The sequence below is a fragment of the Pseudomonas sp. KH_040 genome (genome assembly GCF_057839305.1).
In genome coordinates this window covers 1,239,407-1,258,118 of sequence record NZ_CM174487.1, presented here as the reverse complement: position 1 = coordinate 1,258,118, position 18,712 = coordinate 1,239,407, and the positions used below count along the sequence as shown (strand labels likewise).

The window sequence follows — 18,712 nt, the reverse complement described above, 5'->3', positions numbered from 1 at the left end:
CTGCGGGGGCCAGGATTGCCGATAAACCTGTTCATTTGGGGAAAACCTCCAGCAATCGTGGCGCTATCTTTTCCAGTGCACGGATTTCAACCGCGGCATCAATCGCCGCAGCAGCCTTGGGCATGCCGTACACCGCACTGCTTTGCTGATCCTGCGCGATGGTCAGGTAACCCTGCTGACGCATGAGCTTAAGCCCTTGCGCCCCGTCGCGCCCCATCCCGGTCAATAAAACCCCGACGGCGTCGCCATTCCAATAGCTGGCGACACTCTCGAAAAACACATCGATCGAGGGCCGATAGATTTCGTTGACCGGCTCGGCGGTGTAGGCCAGCGTGCCGTTTTTCAGTAAGCGAATATGGTGATTGGTGCCGGCCAGCAGCACCGCGCCGGCTTGCGGCGGTTCGCCCTCGCGGGCCAGACGCACATCGAGGCCGCTGGCGCTGGCCAGCCATTCGGCCATGCCGGCGGCGAACACCTGATCGACGTGCTGCACCAGCACAATGGCTGCCGAAAAATCCTTCGGCAAGCCTTTGAGCAGGACTTCCAGCGCCGCCGGCCCACCAGCCGACGAGCCAATCGCCACCAGCCGCTGGCACGAAGCGGAACTGCGCTGGGCCGGTGGCGCCGGCCGCGAACGCGTGGGCTTCTCGCCGATCAGCCAGCCAATATTGAGGATCTTGCGCAGCAACGGCGCGGCGGCTTCCCGAGCGTCGCCGGCGCCGAGTGCCGGAGTATCGACCACATCCAGCGCGCCGTGGCCCATGGCTTCAAAGACCCGATGCACGTTCTGCTGGCGGTCGACGGTCACGATGACAATGGCACACGGGGTTTCGGCCATGATCCGGCGGGTGGCTTCGACGCCGTCCATCACCGGCATGATCAGGTCCATCAGGATCAGATCCGGGGTGTTTTCGGCGCACAGTTGCACCGCCTCGGCGCCGTTGCGGGCGACCCAGACCACCTGATGCGCCGGCTCGAAGGCCAGCGCCCGGCGCAGGGCCTCCACCGCCATGGGCATGTCGTTGACGATTGCGATCTTCATGCCCGCGCTCCTCCAATAAGCTCGACCACTGCGTCGAGCAGGGCGTCGTCATGAAAACTGGCTTTGGCTAAATAATAGTCAGCGCCGGCATCGAGGCCACGGCGGCGATCCTCTTCGCGATCCTTGTACGACACGACCATCACCGGCAGCGATTGCAGGCGATTGTCGCGGCGCAGCAGAGTTACCAGTTCGATGCCGTCCATGCGCGGCATGTCGATGTCGGTGATCAGCAAATCGAAGTCCTCCGAACGCAGTGCGTTCCAACCGTCCATGCCGTCCACCGCCACCGCAACGTCGTAGCCGCGATTGAGCAGCAGTTTGCGTTGCAGTTCGCGCACGGTCAGCGAATCGTCGACCACCAGCACGCGTTTGCGCGCGGCTTCGGCGGCTTGATTGCCGTGACGGGCGATGCGTTCAAGGCGCCCGGTATTGAGCAGTTTGTCCACCGAACGCAACATGTCTTCGACGTCGACGATCAGCACTACCGAGCCATCGTCGAGCAGGGCGCCGGCGGAGATGTCCTGCACTTTGCCCAGCCGCTCGTCGAGTGGCAAGACCACCAGCGTGCGCTCGCCAATGAAACGCTCTACGGCAACGCCATAAATTGCATCGCGCTCGCGGATCACCACGACTTTGAGGGTTTCGCCACTGTTCTGGCTGGCCGGGCGGTTGAGCAACTGGCTGGCCGCGACCAGGCCGACGTGCTGGCCCTCGTGCCAGAAATGCTGACGGCCCTCGACCTGCACGATGTCTTCCGGGGCCAGGTCGCACATGCGTTCGATGTGCGCCAGTGGGAAGGCGTACGCCTCTTCACCGACCTCCACCACCAGACTGCGCACCACCGACAAGGTCAACGGCACTTCGAGGTGAAAGCGACTGCCCTCGCCTGCGGTCTGCTCCAACTCTACGGCGCCGCGCAACTGGCGAACCATGTGTTGAACGGCATCGAGGCCGACGCCCCGCCCGGACACTTCGGTGACTGTGTCGCGCAGGCTGAAACCGGGCAGAAAGAGGAAGGTCAGCAGTTCTTCCTCGCTCAACTGCGCCGCCGTTTCCGCTGGGGATAACTGCCGCTCGACAATGCTGCGGCGGACTTTTTCCAGGTCGACGCCGTTGCCGTCATCGCTCAATTCCAGCACTAGCAGACCGGCCTGATGCGAGGCGCGCAGGCGGATCAGGCCCTCTTCAGGCTTGCCCTTGAGCAGCCGTTGCTCCGGGGTTTCGATGCCGTGATCGACGGCGTTGCGCAACAAATGAGTCAGCGGTGCTTCGAGTTTCTCCAGCACGTCGCGGTCGACCTGGGTTTTCTCGCCTTCGATCTCCAGGCGTACCTGTTTGCCGAGGCTGCGACCCAGATCCCGCACCATGCGCACCTGACCGGTGAGCACATCGGCGAAGGGCCGCATGCGACAGGCCAGCGCCGTGTCGTAGAGCACTTGCGCGCGTTGGCTGGCCTGCCAGGCGAATTCGTCGAGTTCGGCGTTTTTCTCGCTCAGCAGTTGCTGGGATTCGGCGAGCAAACGGCGCGCGTCTTCCAGGGCTTCCAGCGCTTCAAGGCTCAGCGCGTGTTCCTTGAGGTGCACGTTGAGGTTTTCCAACGCGCGCAGGCCGTTGTTCTGCATGCGCTTGAGGCGTTGCATGGTCGCCAGGTGCGGTTTCAGGCGTTGGGTTTCCACCAGCGATTTGCTCGACAGATCGAGCAGGCTGTTCAGGCGCTCGGCGGTAACGCGCAAGACGCGTTCGCCACCTTCGGTAGTGCGTTTGTTTTTGCGTGGCGCTGGCTCTGGCGTCTCACTCGCAACGTCGATGACGGGCGCTGGCGGCGCCGGCTCAACTCGCGGAGCTTGCAGTTGCAATTCGGCCATGACTGGCGCTGCGACAGCAGTCGCGGACGATGGATCCAGCAACTGCGCCATCAACGCCACATACGCTTCGATGTCAGCCGGTTGCGGAGCATTCGCTGGCGTGGCAATGCGCATCAGCAAATCGGTGCCCTGCAACAGCGCATCAATGTGCTCGGGGCGCAGCAATAACCGCCCTTCCTGCGCACTGACCAGGCAATCCTCCATGACATGCGCAACGCTGACACCGCTGTCGATGCCGACAATCCGCGCCGCACCTTTGAGCGAGTGCGCCGCGCGCATGCACGATTCCAGTTGATCGGCCTGGCTCGGGTTACGTTCCAGCGCCAGCAATCCGGCACTGAGCACTTGGGTCTGGGCTTCGGCTTCGAGGCTGAACAACTCCAGCAGCGAGGCGTCGCGCATTTGCTCGGGGGTCATGTCAGGCTCCGGGTCACGGCGGACAACAGCTGTTCTTCATCCAGCCAACGCAGGCTGCGACCCCGATATTGCAGAACACCACGGGTGTATTTGGCACTGGCTTGCGCGCCGGATTGCGAAGCCGCATCGAGAATGCGTTCATCGATGGCATGAATGCCGTCGACCTCATCCACCGGCACCACCACCGGTCCGCCATGGGCGGCAATGATCAACATGCGCGGCATGATTCTCGCGCCTGTGGCTGGCGCCGAGTTGCCATCCAGATCAAGCAACTCAACCAGCGACAGGCACGCCACCAGCGCGCCGCGTACATTGGCCACACCGAGCAAGGCGCGCGAGCGCTGGTGCGGCAACGAGTGAATCGCCTGCAACGGCGCCACTTCAACAAGGCTGCGCGTCGCCAGACCCAGCCATTCTTCGCCGAGACGGAACATCAGCAACGAGCGGGTTTTCACATCGCTTTCTACGGCAGTCGCCACCGGGTCGCGCTCGTCCTGCTGCAACGCATAACGGTCGAGCAAGCGCGTGGCAGCGGCGGAATACACCGAGCAATTGCGGCAATGAATGTGGTCTTCAAGCAGCGGACAGGACTTGTCGCCATGAATGCCGATGCGGTTCCAGCAATCGTCGATGGCCCGGGCGTCTTCGTGGGTGACGTTCAAGGTGTCGGACGGGATCATCGTTTACGCTCACTGTCGGCGGTGCGCCCGCTGCGGGCGGCGCGCTCCTGCAATCGTCTGGCACCGACGCTGTCGCCCTGGGCCTGCAGCAATGCGGCCAGGTGCATCAACGCTTCGGGATGTTGCGGTTCGAGGTACAACGCCTTGCGGTAGAAACCCTGGGCTTCGAGGGTCAGGCCGGCGACATCGCTGAGCAAGCCGAGCCAGTAAAAGACTTGGGCCACCGGCTCGTGGCTGCGCAAATACTGTTCGCACGCCGCCCGGGCTTCGGCGCTTTTGCCTTCGTTAGCCAGTGCAGCGATGTTGGCCAGCAACGTCGCCGCGTCCGGGTTCGCGCTTTTGCTGGCGATTGGCAGTGGTGTTACGGCAGCAAACGGTCGATTGCGCACCGGCGCTGGCGGCGTGCTGCGCTGCGGTTGGCTGATCGGCACCGCGATCGGTTTGGCTGTCGGCAGCGGTTCGGGATGCGGCTCACTGTGGCGACTGAAGGCAAAGGATTGCGGGATGCCGATCGAACGCATGCCCAACCGCCCGAGCAGACTGCCCTCGGCCGGGCCGATAAACAGCACGCCATCGAAGTGCGTCAGGCGCTTGAGCACCTCGAACACCAGTTTTTGCGTCGGCTGATCGAAATAGATCAGCAGGTTGCGGCAGAACACGAAATCGAACGCCGGCTCACTGGCCAGCAGCGTCGGATCGAGCACGTTGCCGACCTGCAAACGCACTTGCTCACGCACGTTCTCGTTGACCCGATGGCCGTCCTGCTCAGGGGTGAAATGCCGTTCGCGAAAGTCCAGATCCTGACCGCGAAACGAATTCTTGCCGTACAACGCGCGCCGCGCCTTCTCCACCGACAGCGGACTGACGTCCATGCCGTCGACCTTGAACTGATGAGGCTTGAGCCCGGCATCGAGCAAGGCCATGGCAATCGAATACGGTTCTTCGCCGGTGGAACACGGCAGGCTGAGGATGCGCAAGGCACGCATGTTGTTCAGTTCGCCAAGGCGTTTGCGGGCGAGTTTGCCCAGCGTCGCGAAAGATTCCGGGTAGCGGAAAAACCATGTCTCGGGAACGATCACCGCTTCGATCAACGCTTGTTGTTCATCCCGCGAGCCTTGCAGCAACTGCCAATACTCATTGGCATGCGCCGCTTGCGAGAGCGTGGTGCGCTGACGCACCGCGCGCTCAATGATCGCCGGGCCCACCGACGTCACATCGAGGCCGATGCGCTCCTTGAGAAAGTCGAAAAAACGTTGATCGCCGCTCATGGCTGCGCCTCAAGCTGCGCCGGATTCAACGGCGGATCGGGGAACAGCAAAGTACGCACGGCGTCATCGAGCAAATCATTGACCCGTACCCATTGCACCAATCCCTGCGCATCTTCACGCACCGGGCCGAGGTAAGGCGCCTCGCGGTTGTCGAGGCCGTAAGGCTGAAACTCTTGCGGATGGCAACGCAGGGTGTCGGTGGCCTGTTCCAGAATCAGCCCAAGCCATTGCGCCGGTTGCGACTGATCAGGCTGGAAATTGACCAGCACCAGACGCGTGCTGGTACGCGCCTGAGCGGGATGGCCAAAGGTCAATGCGCTGAGGTCGATTACCGGGACTACCGCACCGCGATAAGCGAACACACCGGCAACCCATTGCGGCGCCCGCGCGATCGGCTTCAACGGCAGGCGCGGCAACACTTCGGCGACTTCAGTAGCGCGCAGGGCGTAACGTTCGCTACCGATGCGAAACAGCAGGAACAACGCCGGCTTCGCCACCTGCGCGGCGCTGCGTTTGGCGATGATTTCACTCATCAGACTTTGAATCGCGAAACGCCGCTGCGCAGCCCGACGGCCACCTGGCTCAGTTCGTCGATGGCGAAACTGGCCTGACGCAACGACTCGACGGTCTGGCTGCTGGCATCCCCCAACTGCACCAGCGCGTGGTTGATCTGCTCGGCACCGGTGGCCTGCGCCTGCATGCCCTCGTTGACCATCAACACCCGCGGCGCCAGCGCCTGCACCTGATGGATGATCTGCGACAGCTGCTCGCCAACCTGCTGCACTTCGGACATGCCACGGCGTACTTCTTCGGAGAACTTGTCCATGCCCATCACACCCGCCGACACCGCCGACTGGATCTCGCGAACCATTTGCTCGATGTCGTAAGTGGCCACGGCGGTCTGATCCGCCAGACGCCGAACTTCCGTGGCGACCACGGCAAAGCCGCGACCGTATTCACCGGCCTTCTCGGCTTCAATCGCCGCGTTGAGCGACAACAGGTTGGTCTGGTCCGCGACCTTGACGATGGTCACCACCACTTGGTTGATGTTGCCGGCCTTCTCATTGAGGATCGCCAGTTTGGCGTTGACCAGATCGGCCGCGCCCATCACCGAGTGCATGGTGTCCTCCATGCGCGCCAGACCTTGCTGGCCGGAGCCGGCCAGCACTGAGGCCTGATCGGCGGCGGTGGACACTTCGGTCATGGTGCGCACCAAGTCGCGCGAGGTGGCGGCGATCTCGCGCGACGTCGCGCCGATTTCGGTAGTGGTGGCAGCGGTTTCGGTGGCGGTGGCTTGTTGTTGCTTGGAGGTGGCGGCGATCTCGGTCACCGAAGTGGTCACCTGCACCGAGGAGCGCTGGGCTTGCGACACCAGCGCGGTCAGCTCGGTCATCATGTCGTTGAAGCCGGTTTCGACGGCGCCGAATTCGTCCTTGCGATCGAGGTTCAGACGCGAACTGAGGTCACCGGTGCGCATGGTTTCGAGGATCTGCACAATGCGGTTCATCGGCGCCATGATTGCGCGCATCAGCAACAGACCGCACAGGCCAGCGGCGAGGACAGCGACCAACAGGGAAATGAACATGCTGACTTTGGCTGCGGCCACGGCATCGTCGATATTGTTCATGGCCTGATCGGCGACTGTCTTGTTTTCGCCGATGATGTCGTTGAGCTTCATGCGCCCGGAATACCAGGCAGGCGTGAGCTTGTCGTGGAACATCCTGACCGCGTCCGCTTCCAGGTTGCGTTTGTGCAGATCCAGCACGGCATCCTGAATCTGGATGTAGGCGTCGTGATACTTCTCGAACGCGGCGAACTCGACACGATCCTCGTCGGTCGCCATGGTTTTGCGATAGTTGGCCATCTGCTCCTGCAGACGCGCCTCGAACGCCTTGTAGTCAGCCGCGTCCTCGCTGGAAATCCCCTGACCTTCCTTGAGCCCGAGCAGTTCCTGAGTCTGCAGATAGCTGTCGACCCACGCGCCGCGAATCATCGAGCTGTAATAGACGCCGGGAATCGCGTCATCACGCACGCTGTTTTCACTGACCTCGATCTTCAACAGCCGTGAATACGAAACGACGACCATCAGCAACATGATGGCGATAATCACCGCAAAGCTCGCCAAAATGCGTTGGCGCAACGTCCAGTTCTTCACAGTGATTCCTCGTGCCTAGTCGAAATGCGGGGAGTATAGCCGAGGGCGGTGTTTCATTTATAAGACGCTTTGTAACCCTCGGGCCTGTCCGCCTTGGTCGCGGGAGGGCTCTGGGCTGGGACTGTCCGACAATTGCGGGTGGGCGTGCCAGTGGGGTAATGGCAAAAGGAGGCGATAGATCGGCCATGGCGTATGCAGTGAGGCTGAAACATCATCGCGAGCAGGCTCCGTGCACGCCGGAATAACCTGTGGGAGCGAGCTTGCTCGCGAAGAGGCCGGAACGGTCAACATCGATGTCGTCTGACCCGGCGCTTTCGCGAGCAGGCTCGCTCCCACAGGGGGTTGCGATTGTTAAAGCACGCTGTCTCTACACAGAGGCCAGCCGCACCTGCTTCTCCAGCTCCACCTTCAAACCTGGCTCCAGCTTCAACTGGCGCGCCAGTTCATCCAGATATGACTTCTCCATGAAGTTCTCCTCATCCACCAGCATTACACTGGCGATGTACATTTCTGCCGCCATCTCCGGCGTGCTCGCGGCCCGTGCGACGTCGGTGGGGTCGAGGGGTTTGTTGAGTTCGGCGTGGAGCCAGTTCTGTAGCTCCTGATCGTTGTCGAGTTTGGTGAATTCGCCTTCGATCAGTTGACGCTCGCGGTCATCGATGTGGCCGTCGGCCTTCGCGGCAGCGACCAGCGCCTTGAGAATGGCCTGGCTATGTTGTTCGGCCTGCACCGGAGGCAGACGGTCGAGGGTCTGTGGTTCGCGTTGCGGGGCCGTGCCTTTTTGCGCGTTGTAGTTGCCGTAGGCCTTGTAGGCCAGTACGCCCAGCGCGGCCAGCCCGCCGTAGATCGCGACTTTACCGCCGACCTTGCGCACTTTCTTGTTACCGAGCAACAAGCCCATCGCGCCAGCAGCTAACGCGCCACCACCTGCGCCGGACAAAAGACTGCCGAGGCCGCCAGTGCCTGAAGAACCGCCGAGCAAACCGCCCAAGCCACCGGCCGCCGGTTTGTTGTGCGTTCCGCCAGCCTTGTTCTGCAACAGATCCTGGCCAGATTTAAGCAGTTGATCGAGCAATCCACGGGTGTTCATGTTCCGCCTCCAAAACAGGGGTTATCCGGATCTATAAGGCCCTCAGCCTAGTTCGAAAGTGCCCCAGCCCGGCCCGCGAGTGTGCTTCCAGATGTTGCTCAGTACGCCCAAGCCGTTCGCAAAAATAGATATACACTCAGGCCAATCTATAAAAACCGCCCACTGGGTACCCCTTCTCATGATGACCTTGCGTCAGATTCGTCATTTCATCGCCGTGGCCGAGACCGGCTCGATCTCCGCCGCCGCGCAAACTGCATTCATTTCCCAATCGACTCTGACGCTGGCGATCCAGCAACTGGAAGAGGAAATCGGCGTCAGCCTGTTCAGCCGCCACGCCAAGGGCATGACCCTGACGCATCAAGGTCATCAATTCCTGCGTCAGGCGCACCTGATTCTCGCGACCGTCGACAACGCCAAGCGCAGCCTGCAACAGAGTACCGATCAGGTCGCCGGGCAGTTGATCGTCGGCGTGACCAGTCTGGTCGCCGGTTATTACCTCGCGGATCTGCTCACCCGTTTTCAGCGCGCGTATCCCAATGTCGAGATCCGTGTGATGGAAGACGAACGCCCCTACATCGAGCATTTGCTGGTCAGCGGCGAGATTGATGTCGGCGTGCTGATCCTCTCCAACCTCGAAGATCGTCACGCTTTGCAAACTGAAGTACTGACCCACTCACCACACCGTTTGTGGCTGCCAGCCCAGCATCCGCTGCTGGAACACGACAGCATCAACCTCGCCGACGTTGCCCGCGAACCGCTGATTCAACTGAACGTCGATGAGATGGATCGCAATGCCCAGCGTTTCTGGCGCGGTTCCGGGCTGCAACCGAAGATCACTCTGCGAACCGCGTCCACCGAGGCTGTACGAAGTCTGGTCGCCGCCGGTTTGGGCGTGTCGATTCAACCGGACATGACTTATCGCCCGTGGTCACTGGAGGGCGACATCATCGAAGCGCGTCCGATCGCCGACCTCAACCAGACCCTCGACGTTGGTCTGGCCTGGCGTCGTGGCACCGCGCGCCCGGCATTGGTCGACCCATTCCTGACCGTAGCCCGTGAACAACCCCACGGCGGACGCAAGCCATCTATTTAATCGAACGCAGCCTTCAGTATTTAGAATTTGTCGACCTCGGAGCCGCGCACTAGTCTTGCTGCATCTATAAGACGGTCGGCTCCCGATATCAGGGAGCAACAATGGCCACACAAGAAAAGAGATCGCGGAAGATGGCTGGCGCGCAGACCCCGATGTGTACCGCGTTGTTGATCGACGGCGAATTGGTCGCTGGGGAAGGTTTTGTCGAGCCGATTCTTAACCCGGCCACCGGTGAGATCCTCACGCACATCGCCGAGGCCAGCACCGAGCAAGTCGAAGCCGCCATCCTCGCCGCCCACCGCGCCTTTGCCGAATGGTCGCGCACCACACCGCAGCAACGTTCCAACCTGTTGCTCGAGATTGCCAACGCCGTGGAAAAACACGCCGATCACCTCGCCCGCCTCGAATCGCTGAACTGCGGCAAGCCGCTGCACCTGGCGCGTCAGGACGATCTGACCGCGACCGTCGATGTATTCCGCTTCTTCGCCGGCGCCGTGCGCTGCCAGACCGGTCAGCTCAGCGGTGAATACCTGCCGGGTTACACCAGCATGGTTCGTCGCGATCCGATTGGCGTGGTCGCCTCGATTGCGCCGTGGAATTACCCGATCATGATGGCCGCGTGGAAAATCGCCCCGGCCCTCGCCGCCGGCAACACGCTGGTGTTCAAACCCTCCGAGCACACGCCGCTGTCGATCCTCGCGCTGGCGCCAGCGCTGGCCGAAATCCTCCCGCGCGGGGTAATCAACATTATCTGCGGGGGTGGCGAAGGCGTCGGCAGCCATTTGGTCGGTCACGCCAAAGTGCGCATGGTCTCGCTGACCGGCGATATCGTCACCGGGCAGAAAATCCTCCAGGCCGCCGCGAAAACCCTGAAACGCACGCACCTCGAACTCGGCGGCAAAGCCCCGGTAATCGTCTGCAACGACGCTGACATTCAGGCCGTGGTCGAAGGCGTGCGCACCTACGGTTACTACAACGCTGGCCAAGACTGCACCGCCGCCTGCCGGATCTACGCGCAGGCCGGGATTCACGACAAATTGGTCGCCGAACTCGGCGCCGCCGTCAGCAGCCTGCGCTTCGCCGGCAAACGTGACGCCGACAACGAAATCGGGCCGCTGATCAGCACCCGCCAACGCGACCGCGTAGCCAGTTTTGTCGAGCGCGCACTCGGCCAACCACACATCGAGCGGGTGACCGGTGCGGCGGTGCATTCCGGTGCCGGTTTCTACTATCAACCGACGCTGCTCGCCGGTTGCAAACAAAGCGACGAAATCGTTCAGCGCGAAGTGTTCGGCCCGGTGGTCACCGTGACCCGTTTCGACGAACTCGCGCAGGCCGTCGACTGGGCCAACGACTCCGAGTATGGCCTCGCCTCGTCGGTCTGGACACAGAACCTGGACAAGGCGATGCAAGTCGCCGCGCGCCTGCAGTACGGCTGCACGTGGATCAACAGCCATTTCATGCTGGTCAGCGAAATGCCCCACGGCGGGCTGAAACGCTCCGGTTACGGCAAAGACTTATCCAGTGATTCGCTGCAGGACTACAGCGTGGTGCGGCACATCATGGCCCGCCACGGCCAGCATCTCTGACTACGCTAATAACAAGCCGACAACGGCATGCTTCACCGCGTTCACAACTGCCCCGACCATAATTTGAAGAAGAGGGTTCAACCATGTTCGTGCACAAGACCGCACTGCTCAGTGCAATCACCACGGCCCTGCTGGCCAGCGCCAGCCTGCAAGCGGCCGAGCCGTTAAAGGCTGTCGGTGCTGGCGAAGGTCAGCTGGATATCGTTGCGTGGCCGGGTTACATCGAACGTGGCGAGAGCGACAAGGCTTACGACTGGGTCACCGGTTTCGAAAAAGAAACCGGCTGCAAGGTCAATGTGAAGACCGCTGCGACCTCCGACGAAATGGTCAGCCTGATGGCTAAGGGCGGTTACGACCTGGTCACCGCGTCGGGCGATGCCTCGCTGCGGTTGATCGTCGGCAAGCGTGTGCAACCGATCAACACTGCGTTGATCCCGAACTGGAACACCCTCGACCCGCGCCTGAAAGACGCGCCGTGGTACGTGGTCAACAACCAGACTTACGGCACCCCGTACCAGTGGGGCCCGAACGTGCTGATGTACAACACCAACGTATTCAAGACCGCGCCGAGCAGTTGGAACGTGGTGTTTGCCGCGCAGGATCTGCCCGACGGCAAGCCGAACAAGGGCCGCGTGCAGGCCTATGACGGGCCGATCTACATCGCCGATGCGGCGTTGTATCTGAAATCGACCAAGCCCGAATTGGGCATCAAGGATCCGTACCAACTCACCGAAGATCAGTACAAAGCCGTGCTCGACCTGTTGCGCGCGCAGCAGCCGCTGATCCACCGCTACTGGCACGACACCACGGTGCAGATGAGCGACTTCAAAAACGAAGGCGTGGTGGCGTCGAGTGCCTGGCCGTATCAGGTCAACGGTTTGATGAACGAGAAGCAGCCGATTGCTTCGACCATTCCGAAAGAAGGCGCTACGGGTTGGGCCGATACCACGATGCTGCACGCCGAGGCCAAACACCCGAACTGCGCGTACAAGTGGATGGACTGGTCGCTGAAACCGAAAGTCCAGGGTGATGTGGCGGCGTGGTTTGGTTCGTTGCCGGCGGTGCCAGCGGCGTGCAAGGAGAGCGAATTGCTCGGCGCTGAAGGTTGCAAGACCAACGGTTTCGACCAGTTCGACAAGATCGCCTTCTGGAAAACCCCGCAGGCTGAGGGTGGCAAGTTTGTGCCGTATAGCCGCTGGACCCAGGACTACATTGCGATCATGGGCGGCCGCTAAGCCCGGGAGCACCTCGGTCTAGCTCCCTTTCCCCCTCGCCCCCCTGGGGGCGGTCCGACGTTTCGGGAGGGCTGGGGTGAGGGGGTAGCTTTTGCCTTTGCTCTTGATTGAAGGGCAACGGCCAATAAAGCCACCCTCACCCCCCACCCTCTCCCGGAGGGAGAGGGTGCTAAAAGCAATTTCAGCGCCCTGCACACCTACTGTAGGAGCTGCCGCTGGCTGCGATCTTTTCGACGCACACACGACTTTTTTGAAAGCCCGTTTTACCGGAGCACCGCACCATGACGCTTGCAGTCCAGTTCACCAACGTTTCCCGGCAGTTCGGCGAAGTGAAGGCCGTTGACCGGGTTTCCATCGATATCGAGGACGGCGAGTTCTTTTCCATGCTCGGCCCTTCCGGCTCGGGCAAAACCACGTGCCTGCGCCTGATCGCCGGGTTCGAACAACCGAGCGCCGGCTCGATCCGCATCCACGGCGCCGAAGCGGCCGGGTTGCCGCCGTATCAACGTGACGTCAACACGGTGTTTCAGGACTACGCGCTGTTCCCGCACATGAACGTCCTCGACAACGTCGCCTACGGATTGAAGGTCAAAGGCGTCGGCAAAACCGAGCGGCACAAACGCGCCGAAGAAGCTTTGGACATGGTCGCCCTCGGCGGTTACGGCGCACGCAAACCGGTGCAGTTGTCCGGCGGTCAGCGCCAGCGCGTGGCCCTCGCTCGCGCCTTGGTCAATCGTCCGCGCGTGCTGTTGCTCGATGAGCCTTTGGGCGCGCTCGATCTGAAACTGCGCGAACAAATGCAAAGCGAATTGAAGAAGCTGCAACGCCAGCTCGGCATCACCTTCATCTTCGTCACTCACGATCAAACCGAAGCGCTGTCGATGTCCGATCGCGTCGCCGTGTTCAACAAGGGCCGCATCGAACAAGTCGACACGCCGCGCAATCTGTACATGAAACCGACCACCACATTCGTGGCTGAATTCGTCGGCACCTCGAACGTGATTCGCGGCGATCTGGCCCGCCAAATCAGCGGCCATCCGCAGCCGTTTTCGATCCGTCCGGAACATGTGCGTTTTGCCGAAGGCCCGCTGGCCAGTCACGAAATCGAAGTCAGCGGTCTGCTCCACGACATCCAGTATCAGGGCAGCGCCACGCGTTATGAATTGAAGCTGGATAACGGTCAGACCCTGAGCATCAGCCACGCCAACAATCAATGGATCGACAGCAGCGCACAGCACCAGACCGGCCAGCGTCTGAGCGCGCGTTGGGCGCGGGAAGCGATGATCCCGCTGCACGATAACGTGGCGAGCGGGGTGTGACATGAGCATGCTCGCGATGACTGCATCGCCGCCGTTGCGCCGGTTTTCCAACCTGCTCTACCGCAAGCCCAACCTGTACTTGTCGATGCTGCTGGTGCCGCCGCTGCTGTGGTTTGGCGCGATCTACCTCGGCTCGCTGCTGGTGCTGTTGTGGCAGGGTTTCTACACCTTCGACGACTTCACCATGGCGGTCACGCCGGACCTGACCCTGGCGAATTTTGCCGCGCTGTTTCAGCCGTCGAACTTCGACATCATCCTGCGCACGCTGAGCATGGCCATCGTCGTGTCGATCGCCAGCGCCATCGTTGCGTTCCCGATTGCCTACTACATGGCGCGCTACACCACGGGCAAAACCAAGGCGTTTTTCTACATCGCAGTGATGATGCCGATGTGGGCCAGTTACATCGTCAAGGCGTATGCGTGGACGTTGCTGCTGGCCAAGGGCGGCGTGGCGCAGTGGTTCGTGCAGCACCTTGGATTGGAGCCGGTGTTGCAGTTCATTCTGGGGATTCCCGGAGTGGGCGGCAGCACCTTGTCGACCTCGCATCTGGGGCGGTTCATGGTGTTCGTTTATATCTGGCTGCCGTTCATGATTCTACCGATTCAGGCGTCGCTGGAACGTCTGCCGCCGTCGCTGTTGCAGGCCTCCGCTGACCTTGGGGCCAAGCCGCGTCAGACCTTTATGCAGGTGATCTTGCCGCTGTCGATTCCGGGCATCGCCGCCGGTTCGATCTTCACGTTTTCGCTGACCTTGGGCGACTTCATCGTGCCGCAACTGGTCGGGCCGCCAGGTTACTTCGTCGGCAGCATGGTGTACGCGCAGCAAGGTGCGATCGGCAATATGCCGATGGCCGCCGCGTTTACGTTGGTGCCGATTGTGTTGATCGCGGTTTACCTGTCCATCGTCAAACGACTGGGGGCCTTCGATGCGCTCTGAAAGGGCTTCAATCGGGCTACGAATCGCAGCCTGGGGCGGGCTGGTGTTTCTGCACTTCCCGATCCTGATCATCTTCCTTTACGCCTTCAACACTGAGGAAGCCGCGTTCAGCTTTCCGCCAAAGGGCTTCACGTTGCACTGGTTCAGTGTGGCGTTTTCGCGGCCGGATGTTCTGGAGGCGATCAAGCTTTCGTTGCAGATCGCAGCCATCGCCACGTTGATTGCGATGGTCCTCGGCACCTTGGCTTCAGCAGCGTTGTACCGCCGGGATTTCTTCGGCAAACAAGGCATCTCGCTGATGCTGATTTTGCCGATTGCGCTGCCGGGGATCATCACCGGGATCGCACTGTTGGCGACGTTCAAGACGCTGGGGATCGAGCCGGGGATGTTCACCATCATCGTCGGCCACGCGACCTTCTGTGTGGTGATCGTCTACAACAACGTCATCGCCCGCCTGCGCCGTACTTCGCACAGTTTGATCGAGGCCTCGATGGATCTCGGCGCCGATGGCTGGCAGACCTTTCGCTACATCATCCTGCCCAACCTCGGCTCGGCGTTGCTGGCCGGCGGCATGTTGGCGTTTGCGCTGTCGTTCGACGAAATCATCGTTACCACGTTCACCGCCGGGCATGAACGCACGTTGCCGTTGTGGCTACTTAACCAACTGAGCCGGCCACGGGATGTACCGGTGACCAACGTCGTCGCCATGCTGGTGATGATGGTGACGATGCTGCCAATCCTCGGCGCGTATTACCTGACGCGTGGTGGCGAGAGCGTCGCCGGCAGCGGCGGCAAATAACCGAATAACGGTTTCGGCAGAACAATAAAAGTATTAGTGAGGACAACAGACATGCAAACCAAACTCTTGATCAACGGCCAACTGGTCAACGGCGAAGGCCCGGCGCAACCGGTGCTCAATCCCTCGCTCGGCGAAGTCCTGGTAGAAATCAACGAAGCCAGCGAAGCCCAGGTCGATGCCGCCGTGCGCGCCGCCGACAACGCTTTCGCCGACTGGTCGCAAACCGCGCCGAAAGACCGTTCGCTGCTGCTGCTCAAACTCGCCGACGCCATCGAAGCCCACGGCGAAGAACTGGCCAAACTGGAATCCGACAACTGCGGCAAACCCTACAGCGCCGCGCTCAACGACGAGATTCCGGCGATTGCCGACGTGTTCCGTTTCTTCGCCGGTGCCAGCCGTTGCATGAGCGGTTCGGCCGCTGGCGAATACCTGCCCGGCCACACCTCGATGATCCGCCGCGATCCGGTCGGCGTGATTGCCTCCATCGCGCCGTGGAACTACCCGCTGATGATGGTCGCCTGGAAAATTGCCCCGGCGCTGGCCGCGGGTAATACCGTAGTGCTCAAGCCGTCGGAACAAACCCCGCTGACCGCGTTGCGTCTGGCCGAACTGGCGTCAGAAATCTTCCCGGCCGGTGTACTCAATCTGGTGTTTGGTCGCGGTCCTACCGTGGGCAGCCCGCTGGTTACCCATCCGAAAGTGCGCATGGTTTCCCTGACCGGCTCCATCGCCACCGGTGCCAACATCATTTCCAGCACCGCCGACAGCGTCAAACGCATGCACATGGAGCTGGGCGGCAAGGCGCCGGTAATCATCTTCGACGACGCCGACATCAATGCGGCGGTTGAAGGGATTCGCACCTTCGGTTTCTACAACGCCGGGCAGGACTGCACTGCCGCGTGCAGGATTTATGCGCAGCAAGGTATCTACGACAAGTTCGTCGAGAAACTCGGCGCGGCGGTCAGCAGCATCAAGTATGGCTTGCAGGATGATCCGTCGACCGAACTGGGGCCGTTGATCACTGCACAACATCGCGACCGTGTTGCCGGGTTTGTCGAGCGTGCCGTGGCGCAGTCGCACATTCGTTTGATCACTGGTGGCAAGGCTGTCGACGGTAACGGGTTCTTCTTTGAACCAACCGTTTTGGCCGATGCGCAGCAGGACGACGAGATTGTCCGTCGCGAAGTGTTTGGGCCAGTAGTTTCCGTGACCAAGTTCACCGATGAAGCGCAGGCGCTGGAGTGGGCCAACGATTCGGACTACGGCCTCGCCTCCTCTGTATGGACGGCGGATGTAGGACGCGCGCATCGCATGTCGGCACGCTTGCAGTACGGCTGCACGTGGGTGAACACGCACTTCATGCTCGTCAGCGAAATGCCCCATGGCGGTCAGAAATTGTCCGGCTACGGGAAAGACATGTCCATGTATGGGCTGGAGGACTACACCACGGTTCGGCATGTGATGTTCAAGCATTAACAGCGAAAAGATCGCAGCCTGCGGCAGCTCCTACATGATGGACACCGCTCTTCTGTAGGAGCTGCCGCAGGCTGCGATCTTTTCCGCGACACACGGACGATGTCGGCGATTCACCACCAGGCTTCACAGAAACCAAAACAATAACTACCGAACCGGGCGGCGCCTGCAAAGCCTCGCCACGGCTTCGGCCATCCGAAATCTGCCGATTTCACGGAGCAAAACACACATGAGTTCCTCACCCGATCTCGCCGCAGCCGTTGCCGACAGCGATGCCGAACAACTGCGCAAACTGGGCTACACCTCGAACTTCAACCGCAGCATGAGCCTGTGGGAAAACTTCGCGTTGGGCTTCACTTATCTGTCACCGGTCGTAGGGGTTTATACCCTCTTCGGCCTGTGCCTCGCCGCCGGCGGCCCACCGATGTTCTGGGCCTACTTGCTGGTCGGTTGCGGCCAATTGCTGGTGTGCCTGATCTTCGGCGAAGTGGTTTCGCAGTTCCCGATTTCCGGCGGTGTTTACCCTTGGGCACGCCGATTGGTCGGTAAAAAATGGGCATGGATGGTCGGCTGGATCTACTCCATCGCCCTCTGCGTCACCATTGCTGCAGTTGCCGTCGGCGCTGGCCCGTACCTGGCCGCCATGCTCGGTTTCGAGCCAAGCAACAACACCAACATCGTCATAGCCCTGGTGCTGACCCTGTTCGCCACACTGGTCAACCTCAGCGGCACCAAAGTGCTGGCGCGTATCGCTATGTTCGGCTTCCTCTGCGAACTGGTTGGCGCAGTGATCGTCGGTGTTTACTTGCTGGTATTCGAACGCCATCAACCGCTGAGCGTGCTGTTCAACACCTTCGACATCAGCGTCGACGGCTCATACCTGCCGGCGTTCCTCACCGCGTCGTTGGCGGGGATGTTCCTCTACTACGGCTTCGAGGCCTGCGGCGACGTCGCCGAAGAAACCCCGAACCCGAGCGCAAAAATCCCGGTGGCCATGCGCATGACCATCTACATCGGCGGCATCGCAGCAATGTTCGCCTGCCTGGCGCTGATCCTCGCAGTGCCGGACATGCAAGCGGTGATCAACGGCACCGACAAAGACCCGGTCACCACCATCCTCAACAACGCCTTCGGTCCGGTCGGTTCGAAAGTGGTGATGGGCGTGGTGATGATTTCCTTCATCTCCTGCGTCATCAGCCTGCAAGCCGCGGCGAGCCGTCTGCTGTACTCCTACGCTCGCGATGAAATGGTCATCGGCAGCCGACTGCTGAAAAAGATTTCTCCTACAACCCAAGTGCCGGTTGCTGCGCTGTTCGTGTCCGGCGTCTTGCCCGCGCTGATCATCGCCCTCGGCTTCTTCCTGCAAGACGCCGTGGCCACCATCGTCAGCTTCGCCGCCATCGGCATCTACCTCGCATTCCAGATGATCGTCCTGGCCGCACTGTACGCCCGCAGCAAAGGCTGGAAACCGAGCGGCAAATTCACCCTCGGCGCATGGGGCTGGCCGGTGAACATCGGCGCGCTGGTGTACGGCGTTGGCGCAATCATCAACATGGCCTGGCCACGTACGCCGGATGCGGCTTGGTATGTGAACTATGCGATGGTGTTGAGTACTGCGATCGTGATTGGGTTGGGCTTGGTTTACATGTGGATTGGCAAGCCGTATGACCATGGCAAGGCGCCGGCTGGGGATGCGTGGAAGGTGAGTCGCTAAGAGCCTGTGATCCCGGCACCGACAAGGTGCCGGGGT

At 61.2% G+C, this 18,712-nt stretch carries 15 protein-coding genes; 8 read left to right on the top strand and 7 right to left on the bottom strand.

Features of this window, described 5'->3' with window-relative positions; genetic code table 11:
• Positions 1–31 precede the first annotated feature (31 nt).
• The 7 genes from AC3IUF_RS05475 to AC3IUF_RS05445 form a co-directional block, all read right to left on the bottom strand.
• On the bottom strand, positions 32–1,042 hold the full coding sequence (locus AC3IUF_RS05475; RefSeq protein WP_007908919.1) for a chemotaxis response regulator protein-glutamate methylesterase: 1,011 nt from the start codon (positions 1,040–1,042) through the stop codon (positions 32–34).
• On the bottom strand, positions 1,039–3,324 hold the full coding sequence (locus AC3IUF_RS05470; RefSeq protein WP_489280584.1) for a hybrid sensor histidine kinase/response regulator: 2,286 nt from the start codon (positions 3,322–3,324) through the stop codon (positions 1,039–1,041). Before AC3IUF_RS05470 ends, AC3IUF_RS05475 begins: the two co-directional genes overlap by 4 nt.
• On the bottom strand, positions 3,321–4,004 hold the full coding sequence (locus AC3IUF_RS05465; protein WP_007908926.1) for a chemotaxis protein CheW: 684 nt from the start codon (positions 4,002–4,004) through the stop codon (positions 3,321–3,323). Before AC3IUF_RS05465 ends, AC3IUF_RS05470 begins: the two co-directional genes overlap by 4 nt.
• The gene (locus AC3IUF_RS05460; RefSeq protein ID WP_489280582.1) at positions 4,001–5,272 is read right to left on the bottom strand and encodes a CheR family methyltransferase; all 1,272 of its coding nucleotides are present in this window, start codon (positions 5,270–5,272) and stop codon (positions 4,001–4,003) included. The genes AC3IUF_RS05465 and AC3IUF_RS05460 overlap by 4 nt, the downstream gene beginning before the upstream one ends.
• Complete coding sequence (locus AC3IUF_RS05455) at positions 5,269–5,805, bottom strand: chemotaxis protein CheW (RefSeq protein WP_007908934.1); 537 nt, start codon at positions 5,803–5,805, stop codon at positions 5,269–5,271. Before AC3IUF_RS05455 ends, AC3IUF_RS05460 begins: the two co-directional genes overlap by 4 nt.
• On the bottom strand, positions 5,805–7,427 hold the full coding sequence (locus AC3IUF_RS05450; protein ID WP_095112550.1) for a methyl-accepting chemotaxis protein: 1,623 nt from the start codon (positions 7,425–7,427) through the stop codon (positions 5,805–5,807). The genes AC3IUF_RS05455 and AC3IUF_RS05450 overlap by 1 nt, the downstream gene beginning before the upstream one ends.
• 367 nt (positions 7,428–7,794) lie before the next feature.
• Entirely contained in the window at positions 7,795–8,517 is a 723-nt protein-coding gene (locus tag AC3IUF_RS05445) for a tellurite resistance TerB family protein (RefSeq protein ID WP_447783804.1), read from the bottom strand.
• A 178-nt stretch (positions 8,518–8,695) separates the two neighbouring features.
• Here AC3IUF_RS05445 and AC3IUF_RS05440 point away from each other — a divergent pair, with 178 nt between their 5' ends.
• The 8 genes from AC3IUF_RS05440 to AC3IUF_RS05405 all read left to right on the top strand — a co-directional run bounded on the left by AC3IUF_RS05440 (position 8,696) and on the right by AC3IUF_RS05405 (position 18,676).
• Positions 8,696–9,610, top strand: a complete 915-nt coding sequence (locus AC3IUF_RS05440; protein ID WP_007949637.1) for a LysR family transcriptional regulator — start codon at positions 8,696–8,698, stop codon at positions 9,608–9,610.
• A 131-nt stretch (positions 9,611–9,741) separates the two neighbouring features.
• Positions 9,742–11,199 (top strand): gamma-aminobutyraldehyde dehydrogenase, encoded by a 1,458-nt coding sequence (locus AC3IUF_RS05435; protein WP_414916573.1) that lies wholly within the window; start codon positions 9,742–9,744, stop codon positions 11,197–11,199.
• A gap of 83 nt (positions 11,200–11,282) precedes the next feature.
• Positions 11,283–12,434, top strand: coding sequence for a putative ABC transporter substrate-binding protein YdcS (gene ydcS / locus AC3IUF_RS05430; RefSeq protein ID WP_123375684.1), 1,152 nt, complete (start codon positions 11,283–11,285; stop codon positions 12,432–12,434).
• A gap of 281 nt (positions 12,435–12,715) precedes the next feature.
• On the top strand, positions 12,716–13,753 hold the full coding sequence (locus AC3IUF_RS05425; RefSeq protein WP_414894665.1) for an ABC transporter ATP-binding protein: 1,038 nt from the start codon (positions 12,716–12,718) through the stop codon (positions 13,751–13,753).
• A 16-nt stretch (positions 13,754–13,769) separates the two neighbouring features.
• Positions 13,770–14,690, top strand: coding sequence for an ABC transporter permease (locus AC3IUF_RS05420; protein ID WP_007908947.1), 921 nt, complete (start codon positions 13,770–13,772; stop codon positions 14,688–14,690).
• Positions 14,680–15,489 (top strand): ABC transporter permease, encoded by an 810-nt coding sequence (locus AC3IUF_RS05415; RefSeq protein WP_007908948.1) that lies wholly within the window; start codon positions 14,680–14,682, stop codon positions 15,487–15,489. Before AC3IUF_RS05420 ends, AC3IUF_RS05415 begins: the two co-directional genes overlap by 11 nt.
• A gap of 51 nt (positions 15,490–15,540) precedes the next feature.
• Positions 15,541–16,965, top strand: coding sequence for a gamma-aminobutyraldehyde dehydrogenase (locus AC3IUF_RS05410; RefSeq protein WP_007908949.1), 1,425 nt, complete (start codon positions 15,541–15,543; stop codon positions 16,963–16,965).
• Positions 16,966–17,191: 226 nt separating this feature from the next.
• Positions 17,192–18,676, top strand: coding sequence for an APC family permease (locus AC3IUF_RS05405; protein ID WP_077571272.1), 1,485 nt, complete (start codon positions 17,192–17,194; stop codon positions 18,674–18,676).
• The last annotated feature ends 36 nt before the right edge of the window (positions 18,677–18,712 follow it).